At 64.9% G+C, this 19,290-nt stretch carries 17 protein-coding genes; 7 read left to right on the top strand and 10 right to left on the bottom strand.

Features of this window, described 5'->3' with window-relative positions; all coding sequences use genetic code 11:
* The first annotated feature begins 71 nt into the window (after positions 1–71).
* The gene (locus AB3X07_RS16715; RefSeq protein WP_369939793.1) at positions 72–962 is read left to right on the top strand and encodes a restriction endonuclease; all 891 of its coding nucleotides are present in this window, start codon (positions 72–74) and stop codon (positions 960–962) included.
* Positions 963–1,134: 172 nt separating this feature from the next.
* Here the strand turns inward: AB3X07_RS16715 and AB3X07_RS16710 are convergent, their stop codons facing one another.
* The 4 genes from AB3X07_RS16710 to AB3X07_RS16695 are packed head-to-tail and all read right to left on the bottom strand — an operon-like array spanning position 1,135 to position 8,011.
* Entirely contained in the window at positions 1,135–2,604 is a 1,470-nt protein-coding gene (locus AB3X07_RS16710) for a type I restriction-modification system subunit M (RefSeq protein WP_369939792.1), read from the bottom strand.
* Complete coding sequence (locus tag AB3X07_RS16705; RefSeq protein WP_369939790.1) at positions 2,604–3,650, bottom strand: virulence RhuM family protein; 1,047 nt, start codon at positions 3,648–3,650, stop codon at positions 2,604–2,606. The genes AB3X07_RS16710 and AB3X07_RS16705 overlap by 1 nt, the downstream gene beginning before the upstream one ends.
* On the bottom strand, positions 3,647–5,218 hold the full coding sequence (locus AB3X07_RS16700; protein ID WP_369939788.1) for a restriction endonuclease subunit S: 1,572 nt from the start codon (positions 5,216–5,218) through the stop codon (positions 3,647–3,649). The genes AB3X07_RS16705 and AB3X07_RS16700 overlap by 4 nt, the downstream gene beginning before the upstream one ends.
* A gap of 12 nt (positions 5,219–5,230) precedes the next feature.
* Positions 5,231–8,011 carry a type I restriction-modification enzyme R subunit C-terminal domain-containing protein gene (locus AB3X07_RS16695; RefSeq protein WP_369939786.1) on the bottom strand — a complete coding sequence of 927 codons (2,781 nt, stop codon included), beginning with the start codon at positions 8,009–8,011 and terminating at the stop codon, positions 5,231–5,233.
* 557 nt (positions 8,012–8,568) lie between these two features.
* Here AB3X07_RS16695 and AB3X07_RS16690 point away from each other — a divergent pair.
* A complete protein-coding gene (locus tag AB3X07_RS16690) occupies positions 8,569–8,865 on the top strand; it encodes an XAC0095 family protein (protein ID WP_369939784.1) in 297 nt (98 codons plus the stop codon).
* Between the two features lie 40 nt (positions 8,866–8,905).
* Here the strand turns inward: AB3X07_RS16690 and AB3X07_RS16685 are convergent, their stop codons facing one another.
* The 3 genes from AB3X07_RS16685 to AB3X07_RS16675 form a co-directional block, all read right to left on the bottom strand.
* Positions 8,906–9,547: a hypothetical protein gene (locus AB3X07_RS16685; RefSeq protein ID WP_369939782.1), complete on the bottom strand. Its 642-nt coding sequence runs from the start codon at positions 9,545–9,547 to the stop codon at positions 8,906–8,908.
* Between the two features lie 27 nt (positions 9,548–9,574).
* Complete coding sequence (locus tag AB3X07_RS16680; protein ID WP_369939780.1) at positions 9,575–9,994, bottom strand: hypothetical protein; 420 nt, start codon at positions 9,992–9,994, stop codon at positions 9,575–9,577.
* 239 nt (positions 9,995–10,233) lie between these two features.
* The gene (locus tag AB3X07_RS16675) at positions 10,234–10,533 is read right to left on the bottom strand and encodes a hypothetical protein (protein ID WP_369939778.1); all 300 of its coding nucleotides are present in this window, start codon (positions 10,531–10,533) and stop codon (positions 10,234–10,236) included.
* Between the two features lie 189 nt (positions 10,534–10,722).
* On the opposite strand from AB3X07_RS16675, the gene AB3X07_RS16670 reads away from it, so the two are divergent.
* Positions 10,723–11,301: an alpha-ketoglutarate-dependent dioxygenase AlkB gene (locus tag AB3X07_RS16670; RefSeq protein WP_369939776.1), complete on the top strand. Its 579-nt coding sequence runs from the start codon at positions 10,723–10,725 to the stop codon at positions 11,299–11,301.
* A gap of 64 nt (positions 11,302–11,365) precedes the next feature.
* Positions 11,366–12,016, top strand: a complete 651-nt coding sequence (locus AB3X07_RS16665) for an HD domain-containing protein (RefSeq protein ID WP_369939774.1) — start codon at positions 11,366–11,368, stop codon at positions 12,014–12,016.
* 326 nt (positions 12,017–12,342) lie between these two features.
* On the opposite strand, the gene AB3X07_RS16660 is transcribed toward AB3X07_RS16665, so the two are convergent.
* Positions 12,343–12,873: a DUF1993 domain-containing protein gene (locus tag AB3X07_RS16660; RefSeq protein ID WP_369939772.1), complete on the bottom strand. Its 531-nt coding sequence runs from the start codon at positions 12,871–12,873 to the stop codon at positions 12,343–12,345.
* 189 nt (positions 12,874–13,062) lie between these two features.
* Between AB3X07_RS16660 and AB3X07_RS16655 the strand changes: the two genes are divergently transcribed.
* Together AB3X07_RS16655 and AB3X07_RS16650 are read left to right on the top strand one after the other, a co-directional pair.
* Positions 13,063–14,769, top strand: a complete 1,707-nt coding sequence (locus AB3X07_RS16655) for an FAD-dependent oxidoreductase (protein ID WP_369939770.1) — start codon at positions 13,063–13,065, stop codon at positions 14,767–14,769.
* Positions 14,766–15,071: a UBP-type zinc finger domain-containing protein gene (locus tag AB3X07_RS16650; protein ID WP_369939769.1), complete on the top strand. Its 306-nt coding sequence runs from the start codon at positions 14,766–14,768 to the stop codon at positions 15,069–15,071. The genes AB3X07_RS16655 and AB3X07_RS16650 overlap by 4 nt, the downstream gene beginning before the upstream one ends.
* A 109-nt stretch (positions 15,072–15,180) precedes the next feature.
* Here the strand turns inward: AB3X07_RS16650 and AB3X07_RS16645 are convergent, their stop codons facing one another.
* Positions 15,181–15,642, bottom strand: a complete 462-nt coding sequence (locus AB3X07_RS16645; protein ID WP_369939768.1) for a GNAT family N-acetyltransferase — start codon at positions 15,640–15,642, stop codon at positions 15,181–15,183.
* A 136-nt stretch (positions 15,643–15,778) separates the two neighbouring features.
* Between AB3X07_RS16645 and AB3X07_RS16640 the strand changes: the two genes are divergently transcribed.
* Complete coding sequence (locus AB3X07_RS16640) at positions 15,779–18,295, top strand: excinuclease ABC subunit A (RefSeq protein WP_369939766.1); 2,517 nt, start codon at positions 15,779–15,781, stop codon at positions 18,293–18,295.
* A gap of 268 nt (positions 18,296–18,563) precedes the next feature.
* Here the strand turns inward: AB3X07_RS16640 and AB3X07_RS16635 are convergent, their stop codons facing one another.
* Positions 18,564–19,163: a hypothetical protein gene (locus AB3X07_RS16635; protein WP_369939765.1), complete on the bottom strand. Its 600-nt coding sequence runs from the start codon at positions 19,161–19,163 to the stop codon at positions 18,564–18,566.
* Between the last annotated feature and the right edge of the window lie 127 nt (positions 19,164–19,290).

Below are 19,290 nucleotides of genomic sequence, written 5' to 3'. Positions count from 1 at the left end.
AAGCCAAGCGTGAAGGCGGCTATCATTGAGCATGCGTCCCGCACCAAAGACACCGGAGACATGGAAAGCCGATGGCCAACATCACCAAGCGCCGCAAAGGCGAGCTGATCCGCATGCTGTTCCAGATCCTCAAAACGCAGCCAGAGGGAATGCGGGCCAGTGACGCGTTGGAGCTGTTGGCGAAGCAGGCCACGTTGACCGAGTACGAGGAAGGGAACTACGAGACCGGCGGCCGCCGTTTCGAGAAGATCGTGCGCTTCAGTACCGTGGCGCCGGTGAAGGCTGGTTGGATGGTCAAGGACAAGGGCATCTGGACGCTGACGCCCGAGGGCGAAGCCGCCTTGCAGGCCTATCCCGACCCGGAACAGTTCACTCGCGCGGTCGGCCAGCTCTACCGCAAATGGAAGAGCGCCCAGCCGGACCCGGTGGAGGACGACGAGGGCGAGGAAGAACTCGGCGAGAGCTCGGCCACCATCACCCTGGAAGAAGCCGAGGAGAGGGCGTGGGCCGAGATCGAGGCGTATCTGGCGGCCATGCCGCCTTACGAGTTCCAGGAACTCGTCGGCTCGCTGCTGAAAGCGATGGGCTACCACGTGGCCTGGATCGCCCCGCCCGGCAAGGACGGCGGCACCGACATCATCGCCTACAACGACCCGCTCGGCACCCGGCCGCCGCGCATCAAAGTGCAGGTCAAGCGCAACGCCAACTCCCCGCGCATCGACGTGAGGGACCTTCGCAGCTTCATGGCCGTACTCGGCGAGGGCGACGTGGGCCTGTTCGTGGCCCTGTCCGGCTTTACCAATGATGCGGACTACGAGGCGCGGCAGTCGCATCGCCGCATCAACCTGATCGATGCGCGCAAGCTGTTGGGTCTGTGGACCGCGCACTACGCCCAGCTCGACGACGTCGCCCGCACCCGCATGCCGCTCAAGCCGGTGTGGTTTCTTGCTGGGGATGAGTGAGTGGCGGGCTCTGCCAGGCGACTTGTTGCATCCAGACCCGAGTCAAACTGCGCGTCTAATGCTTTCTTGGATTGAGGCTTGGTTGAAGGCGCCTAAGGGCTGAGTTTCAGACAACAGCAGCAACAGAAAAGGCCCCGCGAAAACGGGGCCTCTTTATACCAACTGTCGATAACTACTCGGCGCTTGATCGAGGGAGTGCTGCACTGACTTCACGGAAAGACAGCAGCGCCGCTTCCAGGTGGTCGATGATCTCGAGTGCCAGAACATCCGGCGGTGGCAGATCATCAAGGTTGTCCAAGCTTTCGTCCTTCAACCAGAAAATGTCCAGGCTGGCCTTGTCGCGCTTGGTCAACGTTTCGTAGTCGAAGTACCTGAAGCGCTCTGATTCCTTGCGCGCATGCCGGTTAGTGGGGTTGTAGCAATCGACGAAATCTTGAAGGTCCTCGCGCTTGAGCTGGCGCGTTTTCAAGGTGAAATGCTTGTTGGTGCGCAGGTCATAGATCCACACTCCTTTGGTGTGAACCTTGCCGTCCTTGGGTTTGTTGTCGAAGAACAGTACGTTCGCCTTGACGCCCTGCGCATAAAAAATGCCCGTTGGAAGACGAAGCAGCGTGTGAACATCGCAGCTCTGCAGCAGCTTCCGGCGGATCTTCTCGCCCGCTCCCCCTTCGAATAGGACATTGTCCGGTAGCACCACCGCTGCTTGCCCCGTCGCCTTGAGCATCGAAACAATGTGCTGCAGGAAATTCAGCTGTTTGTTGGACGTGGTCTGCCAGAAGCCCTGCCGTTCGTACGTCAAAGCATCACGATCTTCCTCACCGTCTTCACTGGTGATCGTCATGCTGCTCTTCTTGCCAAATGGTGGATTAGCCAGCACATAATCGAACAGCTGCGAAGGCTCGCTCACCAGCGCATCGGAGCGTTCAACAGCGGGAATCCCGTCCAACTCGCCGATGTTGTGCAAGAACAGGTTCATCAGGCACATACGCCGAGTGCCCGCCACGATCTCATTGCCGTGAAATGTATTGTGCCGCAGAAATTTGCCCTGCGATGGGTTCAGACGACTGCCGGGACGGGTCAGCCATTCGTGCACGCCTAGGAAGAAGCCGCCTGTGCCACAGGCCGGATCCGCAACGGTCTTCTTGGGCTCGGGCTGTACGCATTCCACCATCGCCTGGATCAGCGGGCGCGGCGTGAAGTACTGGCCGGCGCCGCTTTTGGTGTCTTCGGCGTTCTTCTGCAGCAAGCCTTCGTACAGCTCGCCCTTAACGTCGATGTCCAGGCTCAGCCACTCCTGCGCATCGATCATCTGTACCAAGCGCGCTAGCTTGGCTGGGTCCTGAATCTTATTCTGAGCTTTGAAAAAGATGGCGCCTAACATTCCGGGCTCTTCGCCCAGTTTGTGCAGCACCTTGATGTAGTGTCCTTCTAGCGTCGGGCCGGTCAGCTTCCTTAGGCTGTTCCAGTTGCAGCTACGCGGGATGTGGGTGTCGCGGCTGTGGGGCGGAAGCGAGTATTCGTGGGCGAGTTTCAGGAATAGCAGATACGTCAGCTGTTCCAGGTAATCGCCATAGCCAACGCCATCATCGCGCAGTGTGTTACAGAAATTCCAAAGCTTCTGGACCAGAGTGTTGCTGTTCATCAGTTCTTCTTGCCTTTATTTCTTTTTCCTGGAAGCAGCTTTGCCGCTTTGGATTCAAGTTGTGCCAAGTCGGCGGCGGCCTCTTGTTCGGCGGCAAGCCGCTCTGCGTCGCGCCGGCGGTTGTCGAAAGCAGTGAACCGTTCGCCAATGACCGATTCCATCTGGTCGTGGGAAATCTGGCCCGCATTGCTCAGGACCGGGCGCTCGTCAAATGCCAGGAAGCGGTCGGTCTGTGCAATCCAGTCGGCCATGCGGGTTTCCATGCGGCGCAGCGCACGGTCCTCGGCAAAGTCCAGGAACCGCGTCACCAGCCGGTTGAGTTGGTCCAGCTCGTCGGCGTGCAGGTAGTTCTTGGACACCATGGCGTCGGCCTTGCGGATGCGCGGAGTCGGCCAGTTGGTCAGGCCCATGTTCTCCGCCTCGGCATTGGCGCGGCTCACGATCAGGTCGGCGGCCGTCTTGCCGGTGATGGCAAAAACCAGTTTGTTCTGGATGGTGGCAAAGAAGGTCTTGGCCATCTGTGCCGTGCCGTCGTAATCGCTGCTGCTTTCCTTGAATAGGTCGCGCAACTTCTGGTAGAAGCGCTTCTCCGAGCTGCGGATATCGCGGATTCGCGCCAGTAGTTCCTCGAAGTAATCGACCCGCTCGGCATCCTTCAAGCGGGCATCGTTCATGGCGAAGCCTTTCACAAGGTACTCAGCCAGCACCGTGCTGGCCCAGCGTCGGAACTGGGCGCCGCGCGGAGAGCGCACCCGGTAGCCAACCGCCAGGATCATCTCCAGGCGATAGGTCTGAACCGCACGGCTGACCTGGCGCTTGCCCTCGGTTTGAACTGTCAAGGATTCCTTGACAGTTGCCTCGGCGGTCAATTCCCCCTCGTCCAGCACATTGCGGATATGCAGGCTGACGTTCTGCTTGGTGGTGTTGAACAGCTCAGCAATCTGGGCTTGGTTCAGCCACACTGTACCGTCCACCGCGCGTAGCTGGATGTCAGCTTGACCGTCCTCTGTCCGGTACAGGATCAGTTCGCCCTGGCTGTCGCTCATGTGCATTCCTTGGTCTTTCGCGCAGTTTTGCCTGTTCGCTTCGCACCGGCTGCGACGCGCGCTGCGCGGATACGCTCCAGTAGTACGCTGGCGGGTTCGTCGTTTGGATCTTGGGAGACGAGCTGACCTGTGAACGCGGCTTTGAGGATGTTTTTGCGTTGAGCAGCTGCCTGCTTTAAGCCAAGTTCTATGCTCTTTTCCTGGGCGGCCAGGATATCAAGCATGGGCGACAGTATCTCAAGAATCTTTCGCCCTTCCAGTTCTGCTGCGACGGGGATAGGAAACTCGCGCAACATTTTCATGTTGATCGATGCCAGATTCGTGGTTTGCTTGCCGGCGGTCTTGAACCAGTCTTTTCCGAATGTGTTGCCATGATGCGAGATCAGTTCGGACGGTGTTCCGGACAGGTACGGACGAACGCGGAAGACATGATTCTGATGGATGCATTCTTTCAATTCGCCTTGCCAAACCCACCCGCGTCCAAGTTTGTCGAGATCTCCGCCTTCGTTGAAAAGAACGTCCCCAGGCTGAAGACGAAGTTCCTCGATGTCAGCCTCTGTAGCTGCAATGGTTTTGATCTGCGTGAGGTCGAGGTAGCCACGTTGGACATTTGCTACCCGCAAGTATGGGACTTCGCGCGTGATGGTCGCGGACGAACGCTTTGTGCCCTTGGCTACGCCCGATGCAATCTCCCCAATCATGTCCAAGCTTGCCCACGCCCAACCGACTGGCAGGGCGTGGAGGCCGACCGCCTTTGGTAGGACTGGGGCAGGGTATTTGTCTTGCCAGCCTTTGGGTGGGTTCTTTCCTTGTTTGGCAAACTTGGCGAGTTGCTTGGCTTCCCAGCGAGCGCGGCGTTCGCTGAGGATGCGTTGCAGTAGCTCGGCGCCAGTTTCTTGTGGTTCGCCGGTTTGCGCGCGCGCAGCACGCCAGTCGGCGGTGAGGGTGCCTTCCACGGCGGCCTTCAGTAGTGACTGGCGGTAACGCACCAGTTTGCGCTGCGCTGCCTTCAGTTCGGCTACGCCGGCATCGAGGTCGGACAATAGTTCTTCAAGCTTTCCGGCGATCCGGGTTTGTTCGCCTATCGGAGGTAGTGGGAGGTCAATTTCCTCGATGCTTTTTGACGATAAATGCTTTACCGTAATCGATGACGTCGCGGCATTAATTGCATTTAAATAGCCAGGTAGTGCGTATTCGATAAGCTTTGGGTGATAAAAATTTTCATTTGGGGTGATTTTACAAACGCGTTGATTTAGAAGAGCTTGTTCGCCCTTCCAGCAGGTTGCGTGGAAATCGCCATCCATGCCGATCAAAAGGTCTCCCGTATTCACGATGAACCTGTTCTCATATGGGCCGTTATAACGGGTCTGTGTTTTTCCCTCTGAAATGTTGCGGATACGAATTAAAGGGATGCCGGTTGTGCCTGTGAAAAATACGGACTCGAATGGGAATCCATTGAGCACGCTGGCAATTTCGGCCAATCGCACGCGAGACCACGTTGGATGTATACCAAGTAAACCTGATGTGTCTTCGGAGATGATCTCTGCGATGCTTTTAGTCAGTGCCATAAAAGAAATGGCTTACGCCACCAACTCCTCATTCATTTCATCAAGCAGCCCATCGAGCTGCTCACCAAATACATTCCACGCCTTCTGCAAGCCGCCCTTGCCAGCCAGTTGGGCGTAGTCGAAATCTTCGCGACTGATCGCACAGCTGGACGCGATATGATCCTTTATCAAGCGCAGCCATTCGGTCTGCTCTGCCGTGAACGACGTGGTGCGGCGCGCATTGTGCCGGAAAATCCATGCTTGGAAGCGCTTGTCCACGCTATCGGCGTAGGGGCGCAGTTCATCGTCCAGTCCCAATGCAAAGCGCACCAGTGAAACAAGATCCGTCAGTTGGCGGCGCGCATTGGCGCCCGTGACCTTGCTGGGCTGCATGCGAGCATAAGCGGACCACAACCGATCGGTGGTCAGCATCAGCGGTGGGCGCCCCAGCGCTTCGTGCAGTTCCTCGATCATGGCGAAAGTAAGTTGCCGGCGCTGATATGGCTGGGCATAGAAGAAGCCCAACGCGGCGATCTCATCCTTGTGCTGCTGCAGGTAATCCTGGAAGGCCTGGACGGTCGCCTTTGCCTGGACTTTGGCCTGTGCGCTGTAGCCAGCAAAAGTGATCTCATCTAGATTGATATGGTCGATCAACTGTTCGTGCTTACGGCGAGCCGATTCAATCTCCTCACGCAGCGCTGGATCATCGAAGGGGCGACAGGCGCTGGCGATGCGTTTGGCGCGAGCGGCATCCAGTTCTTCGGGAGTGATCGTCTCTGCGCTGCGGGTGATGCCCGCTGCCTGTGCCGCATCCAACGCGTCGGCCAGGACCAGGTCCGGGTTTGCCGCGCTCACCAGGCCACGGGCCAGCTCGGACAGGCTGGCGCCCTTGGCGGTCTGCTTGATGCGGGTCAGCGCCTTGTCATCCAACTGCTTGTTCAGGCGTATAAGCCGATTACCAAGGCTAAGCACGGTGTCCTCGTCCTGCCCGCCAACGGCGATGCTCTTGAGCAACTGGTCCAGGCTGACGCCAGGCTTCTTCTCCAGCGGGCGGGTTTCGGTCTTGAGGGACTTCTCCACGCCCACCGCGTCGATCAGGACAAAGCGGGTCTTGGCGCTGTTCACGCTGTTGCTGACTTTCTTAAGCGATTCCATGTCCAGGCTGCGCACACCGCGCCCCTTCATCTGCTCGTAGTAGCCCTTGCTGCGGACATCGCGCATGAACAACAGCACTTCGAGTGGCTTCACATCGGTGCCGGTGGCAATCATGTCCACGGTGACGGCGATGCGCGGGTGGTAGTCGTTGCGGAAATTGGACAGGACAGTGTCGGGATCTTCATCGGATTTGTAGGTCACCTTTTTGCAGAAGGCGTTGCCCTGGCCGTAGACCTCCCGGACAGCCTTGATGATGTCGTCGGCGTGGCTGTCGGTCTTGGCAAAGATCAGCGTCTTGGGGACTTCCTTGCGGTTGGGGAAGATGCTGGTCTCTACCGCGGATTTCATCGCCTGGACGACCTTGCGGATCTGACTGGTGTTGACCACCGAGCGGTCGAGCTCCTTGCCGGTGTAGGCCACGTCTTCATCCGTCTCGGCCCAGCGCTTCTTGCGGGTCTCGCGATGGCGGTGGTCCACCCACTGTTTGGCTTTGAGCTCGGCGCCGGCCTTGGTGATCTTGGTGTCGATCTCGTAAACGTCGTAACCGACGTTGACGCCGTCCACGACGGATTGCTCGTAGCTGTACTCGGCCACGATGTTTTCGTTGAAAAACCCGAAGGTGCGCTTGTCCGGGGTGGCCGTCAGGCCGATCAGGAAGGCGTCGTAGTAATCCAGGACCTGCTTCCACAGGTTGTAGATGCTGCGATGGCATTCGTCGATGACGATGAAGTCGAAGGTCTCGATGGGGACGGCGGCGTTGTACGCGACCGGCCTTGGCTGTTTGATCGCCGAGGGCAGTTCAGCCATCGAGACGTCCTCAGCCGATTCGTCGATTGGTTGTTCGGACAGGATGGAATACATGCGCTGGATGGTGCTGATGCACACTTGAGCATGGGGGTCGATTTGGCTGCTCGTCAGGCGCTGGACGTTGTACAGCTCGGTGAACTTGCGGCCGTCATCGGGCGGCGTATAGGCCATGAATTCCTGATGTGCCTGTTTGCCCAGATTGCGCGTGTCCACCAGGAACAGGATACGCCTGGCCCCGCCGAACTTGAGCAGGCGGTAGACCGAGGTGATGGCGGTGAAGGTCTTGCCCGCGCCGGTTGCCATGTGGACCAGTGCGCGCGGCCGGTTCTGGGCCAAGGAGCGCTCCAGCCCTGTGACCGCGCTGACTTGGCAGTCGCGAAGGTTTTCCTCGGGCAAGGCCGGCATGCGCTCGGCGAGCCGGTGGCGCAAGGTGTCGGCTTCGGCTGCCCAATCTGCGAGGGTCTGGGGCTGGAAGAAGTGGAACAGCTCACGCGCGCGGGGATGGGGATCGCGCCCGTCCGTGAAGTGGATGATCTGGCCGGTGCTTTCGTACAGGAAGCGCAGAGGCTCTTTGCTCTTGCGCCATTTCAGGGTGGCATTGGCATAGCGCTCGGTCTGGGCTTCATGCATTGTGAGGTTTTCACCAGCTTCATCACGTTTGGCTTCGATGACGCCGACCGACTCGCGGTCAACAAACAGGACGTAGTCGGCCGGGCCGCTATCGGTGGGGTACTCGCGGACCGCGACGCCTCTGCCAGCCCCAAGGTTGACCTGCTTGGCGTCCTGAACCAGCCAGCCCGCCGCTTCCAGCTTGCTGTCGATGAGCTGCCTTGCCTTGATTTCTGGCGTCATGCCGTTCCCCCGATTGGCCAAGTCTTTGGTAAAGGGGATTGTATGGGCTGGATTGCGTAGGCGGGCGCCTGTAGATCTAGATCGGAGGCATGGGTTTTCATGGATGCGGGGCTTGCGCGTCTTCCGTTTTGCTCCTGGGTTCTTGGCCTTTTCATTCACGGTCTTGATGCCATGTGTACTGAGGCAACGAGTCAGGATGTGCTGCCTGGCAGCGGATCGCTGCCGCCTTGGATCAACGTCGCGCCAGCTCTACTTGCGCTGACTTCCTGTGAGAGTCGAACTCGCTCCAGCCTATTGACGCGCCACTCGGCCAGTAGCAAAATTACTAAACGGAGCCTAGAAACTCCTCGAACAGCGGTACCCACCTCCGACAAACCGGTGGGTTTTTTGTGCCTGCATGCTTCGCAGGTGCAACCGACGCGACGTTCTGCGTCGGGAGGGCGGTGAATACAACACCCGCAAGGGGAATAAACCCGCCGGCTGTTCGCGGTTTCTAGCCTCCCGACTTCCCGTCCGCCATGGCGGCGGACGGCCACTTCATGGAAGGAGAGGCGACGATGTCGGAGTACAGAACGGACGATCTGGAAATGTCGGGCTATTTTCTGCCCGAAGAGAGCCAGTTCCGGCTGGTGCGGCTGGGCGAGTTCATCAAGTTCCTCGCAAGACTGGCAGAGCCACGCAGCGTGGCCGAGGAACGTGAGGCCGCCCCGAAGGTGCGTGCGGGCGAGCTGGCGGTCTGCATGGAACTGCTCGCGGAACAGTTGGACATGGTGCTGCGCGAGGTGTCGTGGCCGGCGCAGCGGCAGTCCCCCTATCAGGCCCAGGGCGATGGCGCCGATCATGATGCGCCATGACCGATTTTCGGCTGCGATAAACCTCTCGTCCAGGCTGACCTCAGACGCTGCGGATTTGCCTCGGAATGGCATGCTTGCACGCTTCGACTAGGCGGATAGCATCGCTGGCCCGTGTGCAGACACACTTTCTGTCCTCCTCCGTTCCCTCGCGGTAACGCAGCGCCTCGATGCGATCACGCGACAGCATGCAGTTGACAATGCCCGGTTGCAGTCTGCGAGATAAGGCAGATACCGGCACGCCCATCAGTTCGCCGAAGGTGCGAAAGGTCGAGTTACTGTTGATGGTGCCACCGAGCAGTTTGAAGCCGTAGTTGGGGTAGTCCAGGTCCCGGGCGTTGAGTTCAGGCACGGCGCGCGCCGCCGTATTCCAGCGCGCCAGGATATCGTCCTTGTCGCCGGTGGCTACGATACGAGAGGGCTGGTTCGGCCGGATGTAGCTGGTGCTGTCGGCCTCGGCGCCGATGGAACTGGCGTAGTCGGCGTCATGCGCGTAGTGCCAAGCGCGCAGCGCGTGCCTGCGGGCGTCGGTGCCGATCGGAATCGGCCTGCCGGTCTGTCGGTCGGTGGCCAGGCCGTGCAGTTCGGCCAGGGCCTTGCCCTGTTCGTCGCGCAGAACCCAGAACGCATGCCCGGCAATGCCGAGAACGCTGAGTGACCGCGCTTCGATGGAGTAGGTGGGCATGCAGCGCTTCTTCCCAAGTGAGCGGAACTACAGGTGCTGGCTGGCGATGCAGGTGTCCAGTTCCGATTTGAGGTCCTGCATCGCCTGGTCCACGCCCAGATCGGTGAAGTAGGCGCCGGCACCCTTGAGGGTGATCTTTGCCTGCGCGGCGCCTTGCGGGCGCTCGATGTGCATGCGGAAGCCGGTTCGGTTCCTTTCCGGGAAATCGCCGGACTCCAAGACGCCGGCGGCGGTGTCCTTGCGGGTGACCTTGGGCCAGGAACTGCTGGTGTCGGAAAACCGGGCGATGGTGTCCTCGGCGCAGGTGAACAGCACGTGGGTCGGCACGTCGGCGGGGACGGCCAGCACATCGGAGGCCATCGGCATCTTGCCCGCGGCGGCGGGCATGCTGCAGGCGGAGGTGAGCAGCAGGATTGCGATTCGGACGGTGACGTGCCATGACTTCATGCGGACTCTCCTGCGGGGCGGCGGCATGGCAGGTGTGTCGCTTTCTGCGACGCGCTGAGGCGCTCATTGTAGCGCGTGGCTGTGGCGGCCGATCTGCAGGAGGGCGCGGGATCTAAGCTTTCTTGCGGAGACAAGGTCGCTGTGGCGCTTGCTGCCATGGCGACGAACCCGATCCCGTCGGCGCACGGGACGCTTCCGGGGCTGCGCAGTACAAGCGCCACGCCGTGGCGGGGTGCGTGTCAACGGCGCGCGCGACGCCAGGCGATCAGTGCGACCGCGGCCAACGCCGCCACGCTGCCGATCGCCGCAACCTGGGCCAGCCGTTGAGCGCGTTGCGCGCGCAGACGCTGTTCGGCATCCGCGCCGCCGGCGGACAACGGCGACTGAAACACGTTGCTGTTGGAGGCGCGGGGTGTACCGCGCGCCAGCGTGGCGGTCGGTGTCGGCGCGCGGGCGACGGGTGCCGCGTTGTTCGTGCCGGAGCCGGAGGTGGCGTGGTCGGTGGGGACGTCTGCTGTCGTGGTGCGCGCTGCGCTCATGCGTGCGTATCGCCTGTGCTGAAGTGGGACGGAAACCGGTATTGCATGCTGGCAAGCCTAACGTTAACGCGGCGCAGGGGAAAAGTAAGCATTCGTCGCGGTGCGCGTCCGGTCGTGCCGCTGTCGCAGCCGCTGAGCCGTTCAGATGGTGCGATGGCGCCCCTTCCGCCGCGTCCCCATCTTCTGCCCATGGATCTGTTCGCTCACGCCGACGCTGCCCCGCACTGCCTGGTGGACGATGCCGAAGGCGGTATCCGCTACTGGCCGCAGTTGCTGGATCCGGCCGTGGCTCAGGCATGGTTCGCGACGCTGCGCGATAGGGCCGCCTGGCAATGCCTGCGCCGGCCGATGTACGACCGGGTCGTGGATGTGCCGCGCTTGCTGGCCTCGTATGGCTTGCAGGCGCTGCCTGAGGCCTTGCCGCTGCGCGACCTGCACGCGCTGGTGCAGGCACGGCTGCCGGCGCCGTACACCACGGTGGGCCTGAATCTCTACCGCGACGGCCGCGACAGCGTGGCGATGCACAACGACAAGCTGCACACGCTGGTTGCGCCGCATCCCATCGCGCTGGTGTCGCTGGGGGCGCCTCGGCGCATGAACATTCGCGCCAAGGCCAGCGACCGCCGGACGCTCTCGCTGGACCTGGCGCCGGGCAGCCTGCTGGCGATGAGCCATGCCTCGCAGCTCACCCACGAGCACGGCATCCCCAAGACGGCGCGCCCGGTGGGGCCGCGGATGAGCGTGGTGTTCCGGGTGCGGCCGGGGTGACCGCTCGGCGGTAGTGGCGCGCGGATTTGGCGATAATGCGGGCTTGTCCCGTCAGGAAGCCCGCATGACCGCTCTCACCGAACGTTACGCGCGCGCCGTGGACTACGCGCGCATCGCCCATGCCGGCCAGTTCCGCAAGGGCGGCACGGTGCCGTATTTCAGCCATGTGCTGGGCGTGTCCACGCTGGTGCTGGAGGCCGGGGGCGACGAGGACCAGGCGATCGCGGCCTTGTTGCACGACGTGGTCGAGGACTGCGGCGCCGGGCACGAGGCGGTGATCCGCGCGCAGTTCGGCGATGCGGTGGCGGCGATCGTGATGGCCTGCACCGACGCCAGTGCCGAGCACAAGGCGGCGCAGGACGACGTGCCGGCCAAGCGCCGCGACTGGCGCATCCGCAAGCAGGCCTATCTGGTGCATCTGGGCCAGGCGCCGGACGCGGTGCTGTTGGTGTCGGCCTGCGACAAGCTGTACAACGCGCGCAGCATTGTTGCCGACCTGGAGGATCCGGAGGTGGGCGTGGAGGTGTTCGAGCGCTTCACCGCTGGGCGGGACGGCACCTTGTGGTACTACGCGGCGCTGCATGCGGTCTTCGCCGGGCGCGGTGTCGCGGTGCTGCGTCCGTTCGCGGCGGCGGTGGCGCGGATGCATGCGTTGGCGGATGTGGCGTTTGATGCTGATTCGGCAGGGAGAATTGCTGCGCCGTCGTTGGCGTAGTTGTTCCTGATGGGCTATCGACAGCGATAGCCTTTACTCCGCGCTGGCTGTTCCCTTCTCCCATCGGGAGAAGGAGCCCCGCAGGGGCGGATGAGGGTACGGGCGCAGCCTCGCGCACCCAGACTCCGCGCGTCGCTTTCGCGCCGGACCCTCACCCCAACCCCTCTCCCGGTGGGAGAGGGGCTAGCGCTGTTCCTTCTCCCGTCGGGAGAAGGTGCCCCCGCAGGGGCGGATGAGGGTACGGGCGCAGCCTCGCGCACCCAGACTCCGCGCGTCGCTTTCGCGCCGGACCCTCACCCCAACCCCTCTCCCGGTGGGAGAGGGGCTTAGGTCGTCTCGGTGGATACCGTGTCGAACGGTCCCAGGTAGTCGAGCTTGCCCACCGCCACGCCCTGTTGGCGCAGGATCGCGTGCGCGGTGGCGACATGGAAGAAGAAGTTCGGCAAGGCGAAGGTCAGCACATAGTCGCTGCCGTTGAACTCGGCCTTCAGCTTGCCTGCGCTCAGCGAGACCGCGCGTTCCTGCGCGCCGTCCAGGGCCGTGGCGTCCACGCCGTGCAGGAAGCGCTGGGTGGCGGCGATACGCTCGCGCAACTGCGCGAGGGTGGTTTCGTCGTCGGGCATGCGGGGCGGCGCGATGTCGCTGAGGCGACCGATGGTGTTCTTCGCCGTGTCCGAAGCGCGTTGGATCTGCCCGGCGAAGCCGAGCATGTCCGGCGCCAGGCGCGCGTCGATCAGGGCCTGCGGGTCCAGACCAGTGTCCTGCGCATGGCGCTCGGCCAACGCCACGTAATGGTGCAGCACGCCCAGACCGCGCAGGAACACCGGGACGGTAAGGCGATACATCGAGACGGACATGGGGCGATTCCTTGTGGGCGATGGGGCCGGTCGAACGCCGGCGGAAACCTCGCACCACCTGGATGGGGCATCGCCGCGCGAACACAAGAGCACGCCGCGGCAGCGGGAGCGCCTTCCCAAAATGGGTGATTGCCGGGGCCGCCCCTGCATCGCATGCTGTGCGCGCCGCCCGATGCCCAAAGGATGCCGATGAGCCTGGCCGATACCCGTCGCCATCAGATGTTCCCGGAGCTGGACCCGACGCAGATGGAGACCGCGCGCCGTTTCGCCAGCGGCGCGCCGCGCAGCTTCGCTCCGGGCGAGGAGGTGTTCGCGGTCGGCGATCATCCGGCGCCGGTGTGGCTGGTGGTGCAGGGCTCGATCGCGGTGGTGCGCCGCGATGGCCTGGGCCACGAGAAGCCGGTCACCGAACACACCGCCGGGCAGTTCACCGGCGAGGTCAGCCAGTTGGCCGGGCGCGCTTCGCTGGCCGGAGGCCGTGCCGGCGCGGAGGGCTGTGTCGCGGTGCCGTTCGATGCGGCGCATCTGCGTTCGCTGATGATCAGCTCGGCCGATGTCGGCGAGATCGTGATGCGCGCGCTGATCCTGCGCCGGGTCGGCCTGATCGAGGGCGACACCGCCGGTTCGGTGCTGATCGGCGAACCGGGCGAGGCGCGCCTGACCCGGTTGCAGGGCTTCCTGACCCGCAACGGCTATCCCAACACGTTCCTGGACGCGGCCAACGACGACGAGGGCCGCGCGCTGGTCGAACGCCTGGGCATCCGCCACGACGAACTGCCGCTGATGGTCTGCCCCAGCGGCGAAGTGCTGCGGCGTCCCGGCGATGCCGAGGCCGCGCATTGCCTGGGCATGATTCCGGAGCTGGATCCGCGCAAGCGCTACGACGTGGCCATCGTCGGCGCCGGCCCGGCCGGGCTGGCGACCGCGGTGTACGCCGCCTCCGAAGGACTGTCGGTGCTGGTGCTGGACCAGCGCGCGATCGGCGGCCAGGCCGGCGCCTCGGCGCGGATCGAGAACTACCTGGGCTTTCCCACCGGCATCTCCGGCCAGGCCCTGGCCGGGCGCGCCTACAACCAGGCGCTGAAGTTCGGCGCGGAACTGGCGTTGCCGCTGGAAGTGAGCCATCTGCACTGCGATGCGGCCACCGCCGAGGAGTGCAGCGCCGCGCCGCTGCAACTGCAAATGCGCGACGGCCTGCGCGTGCAGGCGCGCACCGTGGTGATCGCCTCCGGCGCGCGTTACCGCCGCCCGGACATCGCCAACCTGGCCGCGTTCGAGGGTAACGGCGTGTCGTACTGGGCCTCGCCGGTGGAGGCGCGGTTGTGCGAGGGCGAGGAGGTGGCCCTGGTCGGCGGCGGCAATTCCGCGGGCCAGGCGGTGGTGTTCCTGGCGCCGAAGGTCAAGCGTCTGCACCTGATCGTGCGCGGACCCGGGCTGGAAGCGTCGATGTCGCGCTACCTGATCGAGCGCATCGCCGCGCTGCCGAACGTCGAATTGCATACCGGCACCGAGGTGGTGTCGCTGCAGGCCGATGCGTCGCAGCGCCTGGCCAGCGCGGAGTTCCGCGACCGCGCCACCGGCGCGACCCACCGCTGCAACCTGCGCCATCTGTTCCTGTTCGTCGGCGCCGACCCCAACAGTGGCTGGGTGGACGGCTGCGTGCGCCTGGACCACGCCGGCTTCGTCGTCACCGGCGCCGAGCCGGCGCTCGGGCAGGTGCCGGCGCTGCCGCTGGAGACCGACCGGCCGGGCGTGTTCGCGATCGGCGACGTACGCGCCGGTTCGGTCAAGCGCGTGGCCGCGGCGGTGGGCGAGGGCGCCGCGGTGGTCGCGCAGATCCATCAGTTCCTGGCGCGGCGCAGTGCGCCCGCCGCCAACGAGAGGGCCAGCGCATGAGCGCACGGTGTACGCATCTTTCCAGCATCGCCGAGGTCAACCCGAGCGCGCGCGGGTGCGAGGAGTGCCTCAGGATCGGCAGCCCGTGGGTGCACCTGCGCCTGTGCCGCAGCTGCGGCCATGTCGGCTGCTGCGACGATTCGCCCCACCGCCACGCCAGCAAGCACTTCCACGCCACCGCACACCCGATCATCGAGGGCTACGATCCGCCCGAAGGCTGGGGCTGGTGCTACGTGGACGAAACGCAGGTGGAACTGCCCGACCAGACGCCGCAGTTGGGGCCGATCCCGCGCTACGTGTAGGACGCGCTGCGCGGTGCGTTCCGGCGCCGCCCTGTGCTGCGTCGGCGTAGCGCGTCGCCTAGCGCCGCGCTCTGGTCCACCACGTGCGCTGGCGCGCACGCCGGCCCGCTTAGCCGACGCGGCGCACCATCACCAGGACACGGGTGCCGTGCGCGTCGGCCTCGGTGACGGGCTGCCAGCCCAGCCGTGCGTACAGGCCGCCGTCCATCGCCTCGGTCTGCAGGTGCAGCGCATCCAGGCCCAGGGCCGCGGCCGCGTCCAGCGCGTGCGCGATCACGCGGCCGGCCAGTCCGCGGCCGCGATACGGCTCGGCCACGAACACGCCGCCCAGCCAGTAGGGGTATTGCGGAAACGCATCCATTTCCTGGTACTTCAATTGCGCGGCGGCCACCGGTTGCTCGCCCTCGAACGCCGCCAGCACATGCGGCAGGCCGCGCGCATCCGGCACGCGCCGCAGGCGCCGCAGTTCGTCCTCCAGCGAAAAGCCCGCGTCCCGCCCCCATGCCGCGTGATACCACGCGGCCAGCACGGGCATGGCGGACGAGTGCGGGTCGAGGTGGCGGATGTCCATGCGGTCGTGCTCCAGGAGGCGAACGGGTGGCAACCTTACACTGGATGGAGGTCGCGTCGCCGCGCGGCGGCCCGCGTGGACATGGCGAACGCGCGCGACCCGCTAAGCTTGCCCGTCGCCTCGCCGATCGCCCGCCATGTCCAAGTCGCCCGCTTCCATCGATTCAGGCTTCGTCCGCGTCCGCGGCGCCCGCGAGCACAACCTCAAGGACGTGGACGTGGCGCTGCCGCGCGACGCGCTGGTGGTGTTCACCGGCGTGTCCGGCTCGGGCAAGTCGTCGCTGGCGTTCGGCACCTTGTTCGCCGAGGCGCAACGGCGCTACCTGGATTCGATCTCGCCGTACGCGCGGCGCCTGATCGACCAGGCCGGGGTGCCGGACGTGGACGCGATCGAGGGCCTGCCGCCGGCGGTGGCGCTGCAGCAGCACCGCGGCGCGCCGAGCACGCGTTCGTCGGTGGGCAGCGTCACCACCATCTCCAATTCGCTGCGCATGCTGTACTCGCGCGCCGGCGACTATCCGCCGGGGCAGGACATCATCTACGCCGACGGCTTTTCGCCGAACACGCCGGCCGGCGCCTGTCCCACCTGCCACGGCCTGGGCCGCATCTACGACGCGACCGAAGCGTCGATGGTGCCGGACCGCACGCTGAGCATCCGCGAGCGCGCGGTCGCCGCGTGGCCGCCGGCGTGGCACGGCCAGAATCTGCGCGACATCCTCACCACGCTCGGCCACGACGTGGACGTGCCCTGGGCGAAGCTGCCGAAGAAGACCCGCGACTGGATCCTCTACACCGACGAACAGCCGACGGTGCCGGTGTATCCGGGTTTCACCCTCGCCGAGACGCAGCGCGCGTTGAAGCGCAAGCAGGAGCCCGCCTACATGGGCACCTTCAGCAGCGCGCGCCGCTACGTGCTGCACACCTTCGCCACCACGCAGAGCCCGCTGATCAAGAAGCGCGTGGCGCAGTACCTGCTCAGCACGCAATGCCCGACCTGCGACGGCAAGCGCCTGCGGCGCGAGGCGCTGTCGGTGACCTTCGCCGGGCTGGACATCGGCGCGCTGTCGCAGCGTCCGCTCACGCAAGTGGCCGACCTGCTGCGTCCGGCGGCGGAAGGACGCATGCGCGATGCCAAGCGCCATCCCGAGCAGGCCATCGCCGCGCAACGCATCGCCGAGGACTTGCTGGCGCGGATCCGCATCCTGCAGGAACTCGGGCTGGGCTACCTCACCCTGGAGCGCAGCACGCCGACGCTGTCGCCGGGCGAACTGCAGCGCCTGCGCCTGGCCACGCAGATCCGCTCGCAACTGTTCGGCGTGGTCTACGTGATGGACGAACCGTCGGCCGGGCTGCACCCCGCCGACGCGCAGGCGTTGCTGGCGGCGCTGGACCAGCTCAAGGCCGCGGGCAATTCGCTGTTCGTGGTGGAGCACGAGATCGACGTGATCCGCCACGCCGACTGGATCGTCGATGTCGGCCCGGGCGCGGGCGAGCAGGGTGGGCAGGTGCTGTACAGCGGGCCGCCGGCGGGCTTGGCGCAAGTCGCCGCCTCGTCCACGCGCCGCTATCTGTTCGCCGAGCAGGCGCCGGTCGCGCACGCGCCGCGCACGCCGCGCGGGTGGCTGCAGTTGCGCGGCATCACCCGCAACAATGTGGCCGCGCTGGACGTGGACATTCCGCTGGGCGTGTTCACCACGGTCACCGGCGTGTCCGGCTCCGGCAAGTCCTCGCTGGTCAGCCAGGCGCTGGTGGAGTTGCTCGCGGCGCACCTGGGCCAGACGCATGCCGATCCGGAAGAAGACGTGGATCCGCTGGAACGCGGCGCGCAGGTCGCGACCGACGGCCGCATCGCCGATGGCCTGCAGCACGTGCGGCGGCTGGTGCAGGTGGACCAGAAGCCGATCGGGCGCACGCCGCGCTCCAATCTGGCCACCTACACCGGCCTGTTCGACCACGTGCGCAAGCGCTTCGCGGCGACGCCGGCGGCGCGCAAGCGCAAGTACGACGCCGGGCGCTTCTCGTTCAACGTGGCCAAGGGCCGCTGCGCCACCTGCGAGGGCGAGGGTGCGGTGTGCGTGGAGTTGTTGTTCATGCCCAGCGTGTACGCGCCGTGCCCGACCTGCCACGGCGCGCGCTACAACGCCAAGACGCTGGAGATCGAACTGCGCGGGCAGAACATCGCGCAGGTGCTGCGCATGACCGTGGCGCAGGCGGCGGCGTTCTTCGCCGACGATGCGGCGATCGCGCGGCCATTGCAGGTGTTGGGCGAAGTGGGCCTGGGCTATCTGCGGCTGGGCCAGCCGGCCACCGAGCTGTCCGGCGGCGAGGCGCAGCGCATCAAGCTGGCCACCGAACTGCAGCGCGCGCAACGCCGCGACACGGTGTACGTGCTGGACGAGCCCACCACCGGCCTACATCCGGCCGACGTGGACACGCTGCTGCGTCAGTTGCACGGACTGGTGGAGGCGGGCAACAGCGTGGTGGCGGTGGAGCACGACATGCGCGTGGCCGCGGCCAGCGACTGGATCGTCGACATGGGGCCGGGTGCCGGCGACGAAGGCGGGGCGGTGGTCGTCTCGGGCGTGCCGGAGGCGGTGGCGCGGCATGCGGGCAGTCGCACCGCGCCGTTCCTGGCGGAAGTGCTGCCAGGGTAGCGGGTCGTCTTGGCCCTGCAGGAGTGGCTTCAGCCGCGACAGGCAGCGATGGCGCCTGTCGCGGCTGAAGCGCACTTCGAATTAGCCCCCCAAAATTTTGATCGGTTGTTAGAGGTGCTTTGAGGCCGCTCCTGCAAGCGCTGCAGGAAGCGCGATGCGCGCTTCAGGTCTTCGGCGGTCGCGCGAACGGCGCGCAAGCGCTGTGGCCACTGCTCGAAGTGTCCTGCGTCGCATGCGGCCGTGTCGCACTAGGCCAAGCCGATTTGGCTCAGGTCTGGTACCACTCCAGCGCATCCAGGAAGTGTGCGGCCTCGGCCGCACTGCCCAGGTATGCCGCCAGGGACGCGGCGACCGCGTTGCGTGCCGTGTCGAGCAGTTCGTCGCTGTCGTCGAACGCGTGGTCGCCGAGTTCGGCCATGGTGTTGGCCATGGTCGCCAGGCCGCCGAACGCGGTTTCCAGCGTGGCCGCCAGCCGATGGGGTTGCCATGCGCCCGCACCGTGGAACGCGAACAGGACGTCGCCGCTGGCGGTGTCCAGGATGAACGGGTCCGCGCCCTGGTCCGCGATCACCAGCCAGTGCTCCGGCCAGTCCGCCAGCCGCTTGCCGTCGACCGCGTTCCAGCGATAGCCGGCCTGCAGCGGCCAGAGCTTGTGCAATGGCGGAATGTCGACCGGGTTGCCGCCGATCTCCAGCGACAGGCCGGTCGGGCCGACCTGCGCGTGGCGGGTTTCGCCCCACGGCCCCACCTGCGCATAGAAATCGGCGAGCGCCTGTGGCAGCGGCAGCGGTCCTTGCCAGTCGGACGCCGGTTGCGAGCGCAATTCGCCCCAAGGTGCGAGCAATGTGCGAAGTGAGGTGGAGGACATCGGCTTCCTGCGGCAGGCGTGTGGCCGACAGTATGCCCAGGCGCATGCCGGGACCGTGCAGCAGCTGCGCGACGATGCAGTTCGGACGCTGCGCCGCGTGCATGCGCGCAGCGCGCATGGCGTGCGC

The sequence above is a fragment of the Xanthomonas sp. DAR 35659 genome, from assembly GCF_041242975.1.
GTDB classification, from domain to species: Bacteria; Pseudomonadota; Gammaproteobacteria; order Xanthomonadales; family Xanthomonadaceae; genus Xanthomonas_A; species Xanthomonas_A medicagonis.
Note: the sequence above shows the minus strand (reverse complement) of the source record. Positions and strands in the feature narration are given on the sequence as shown.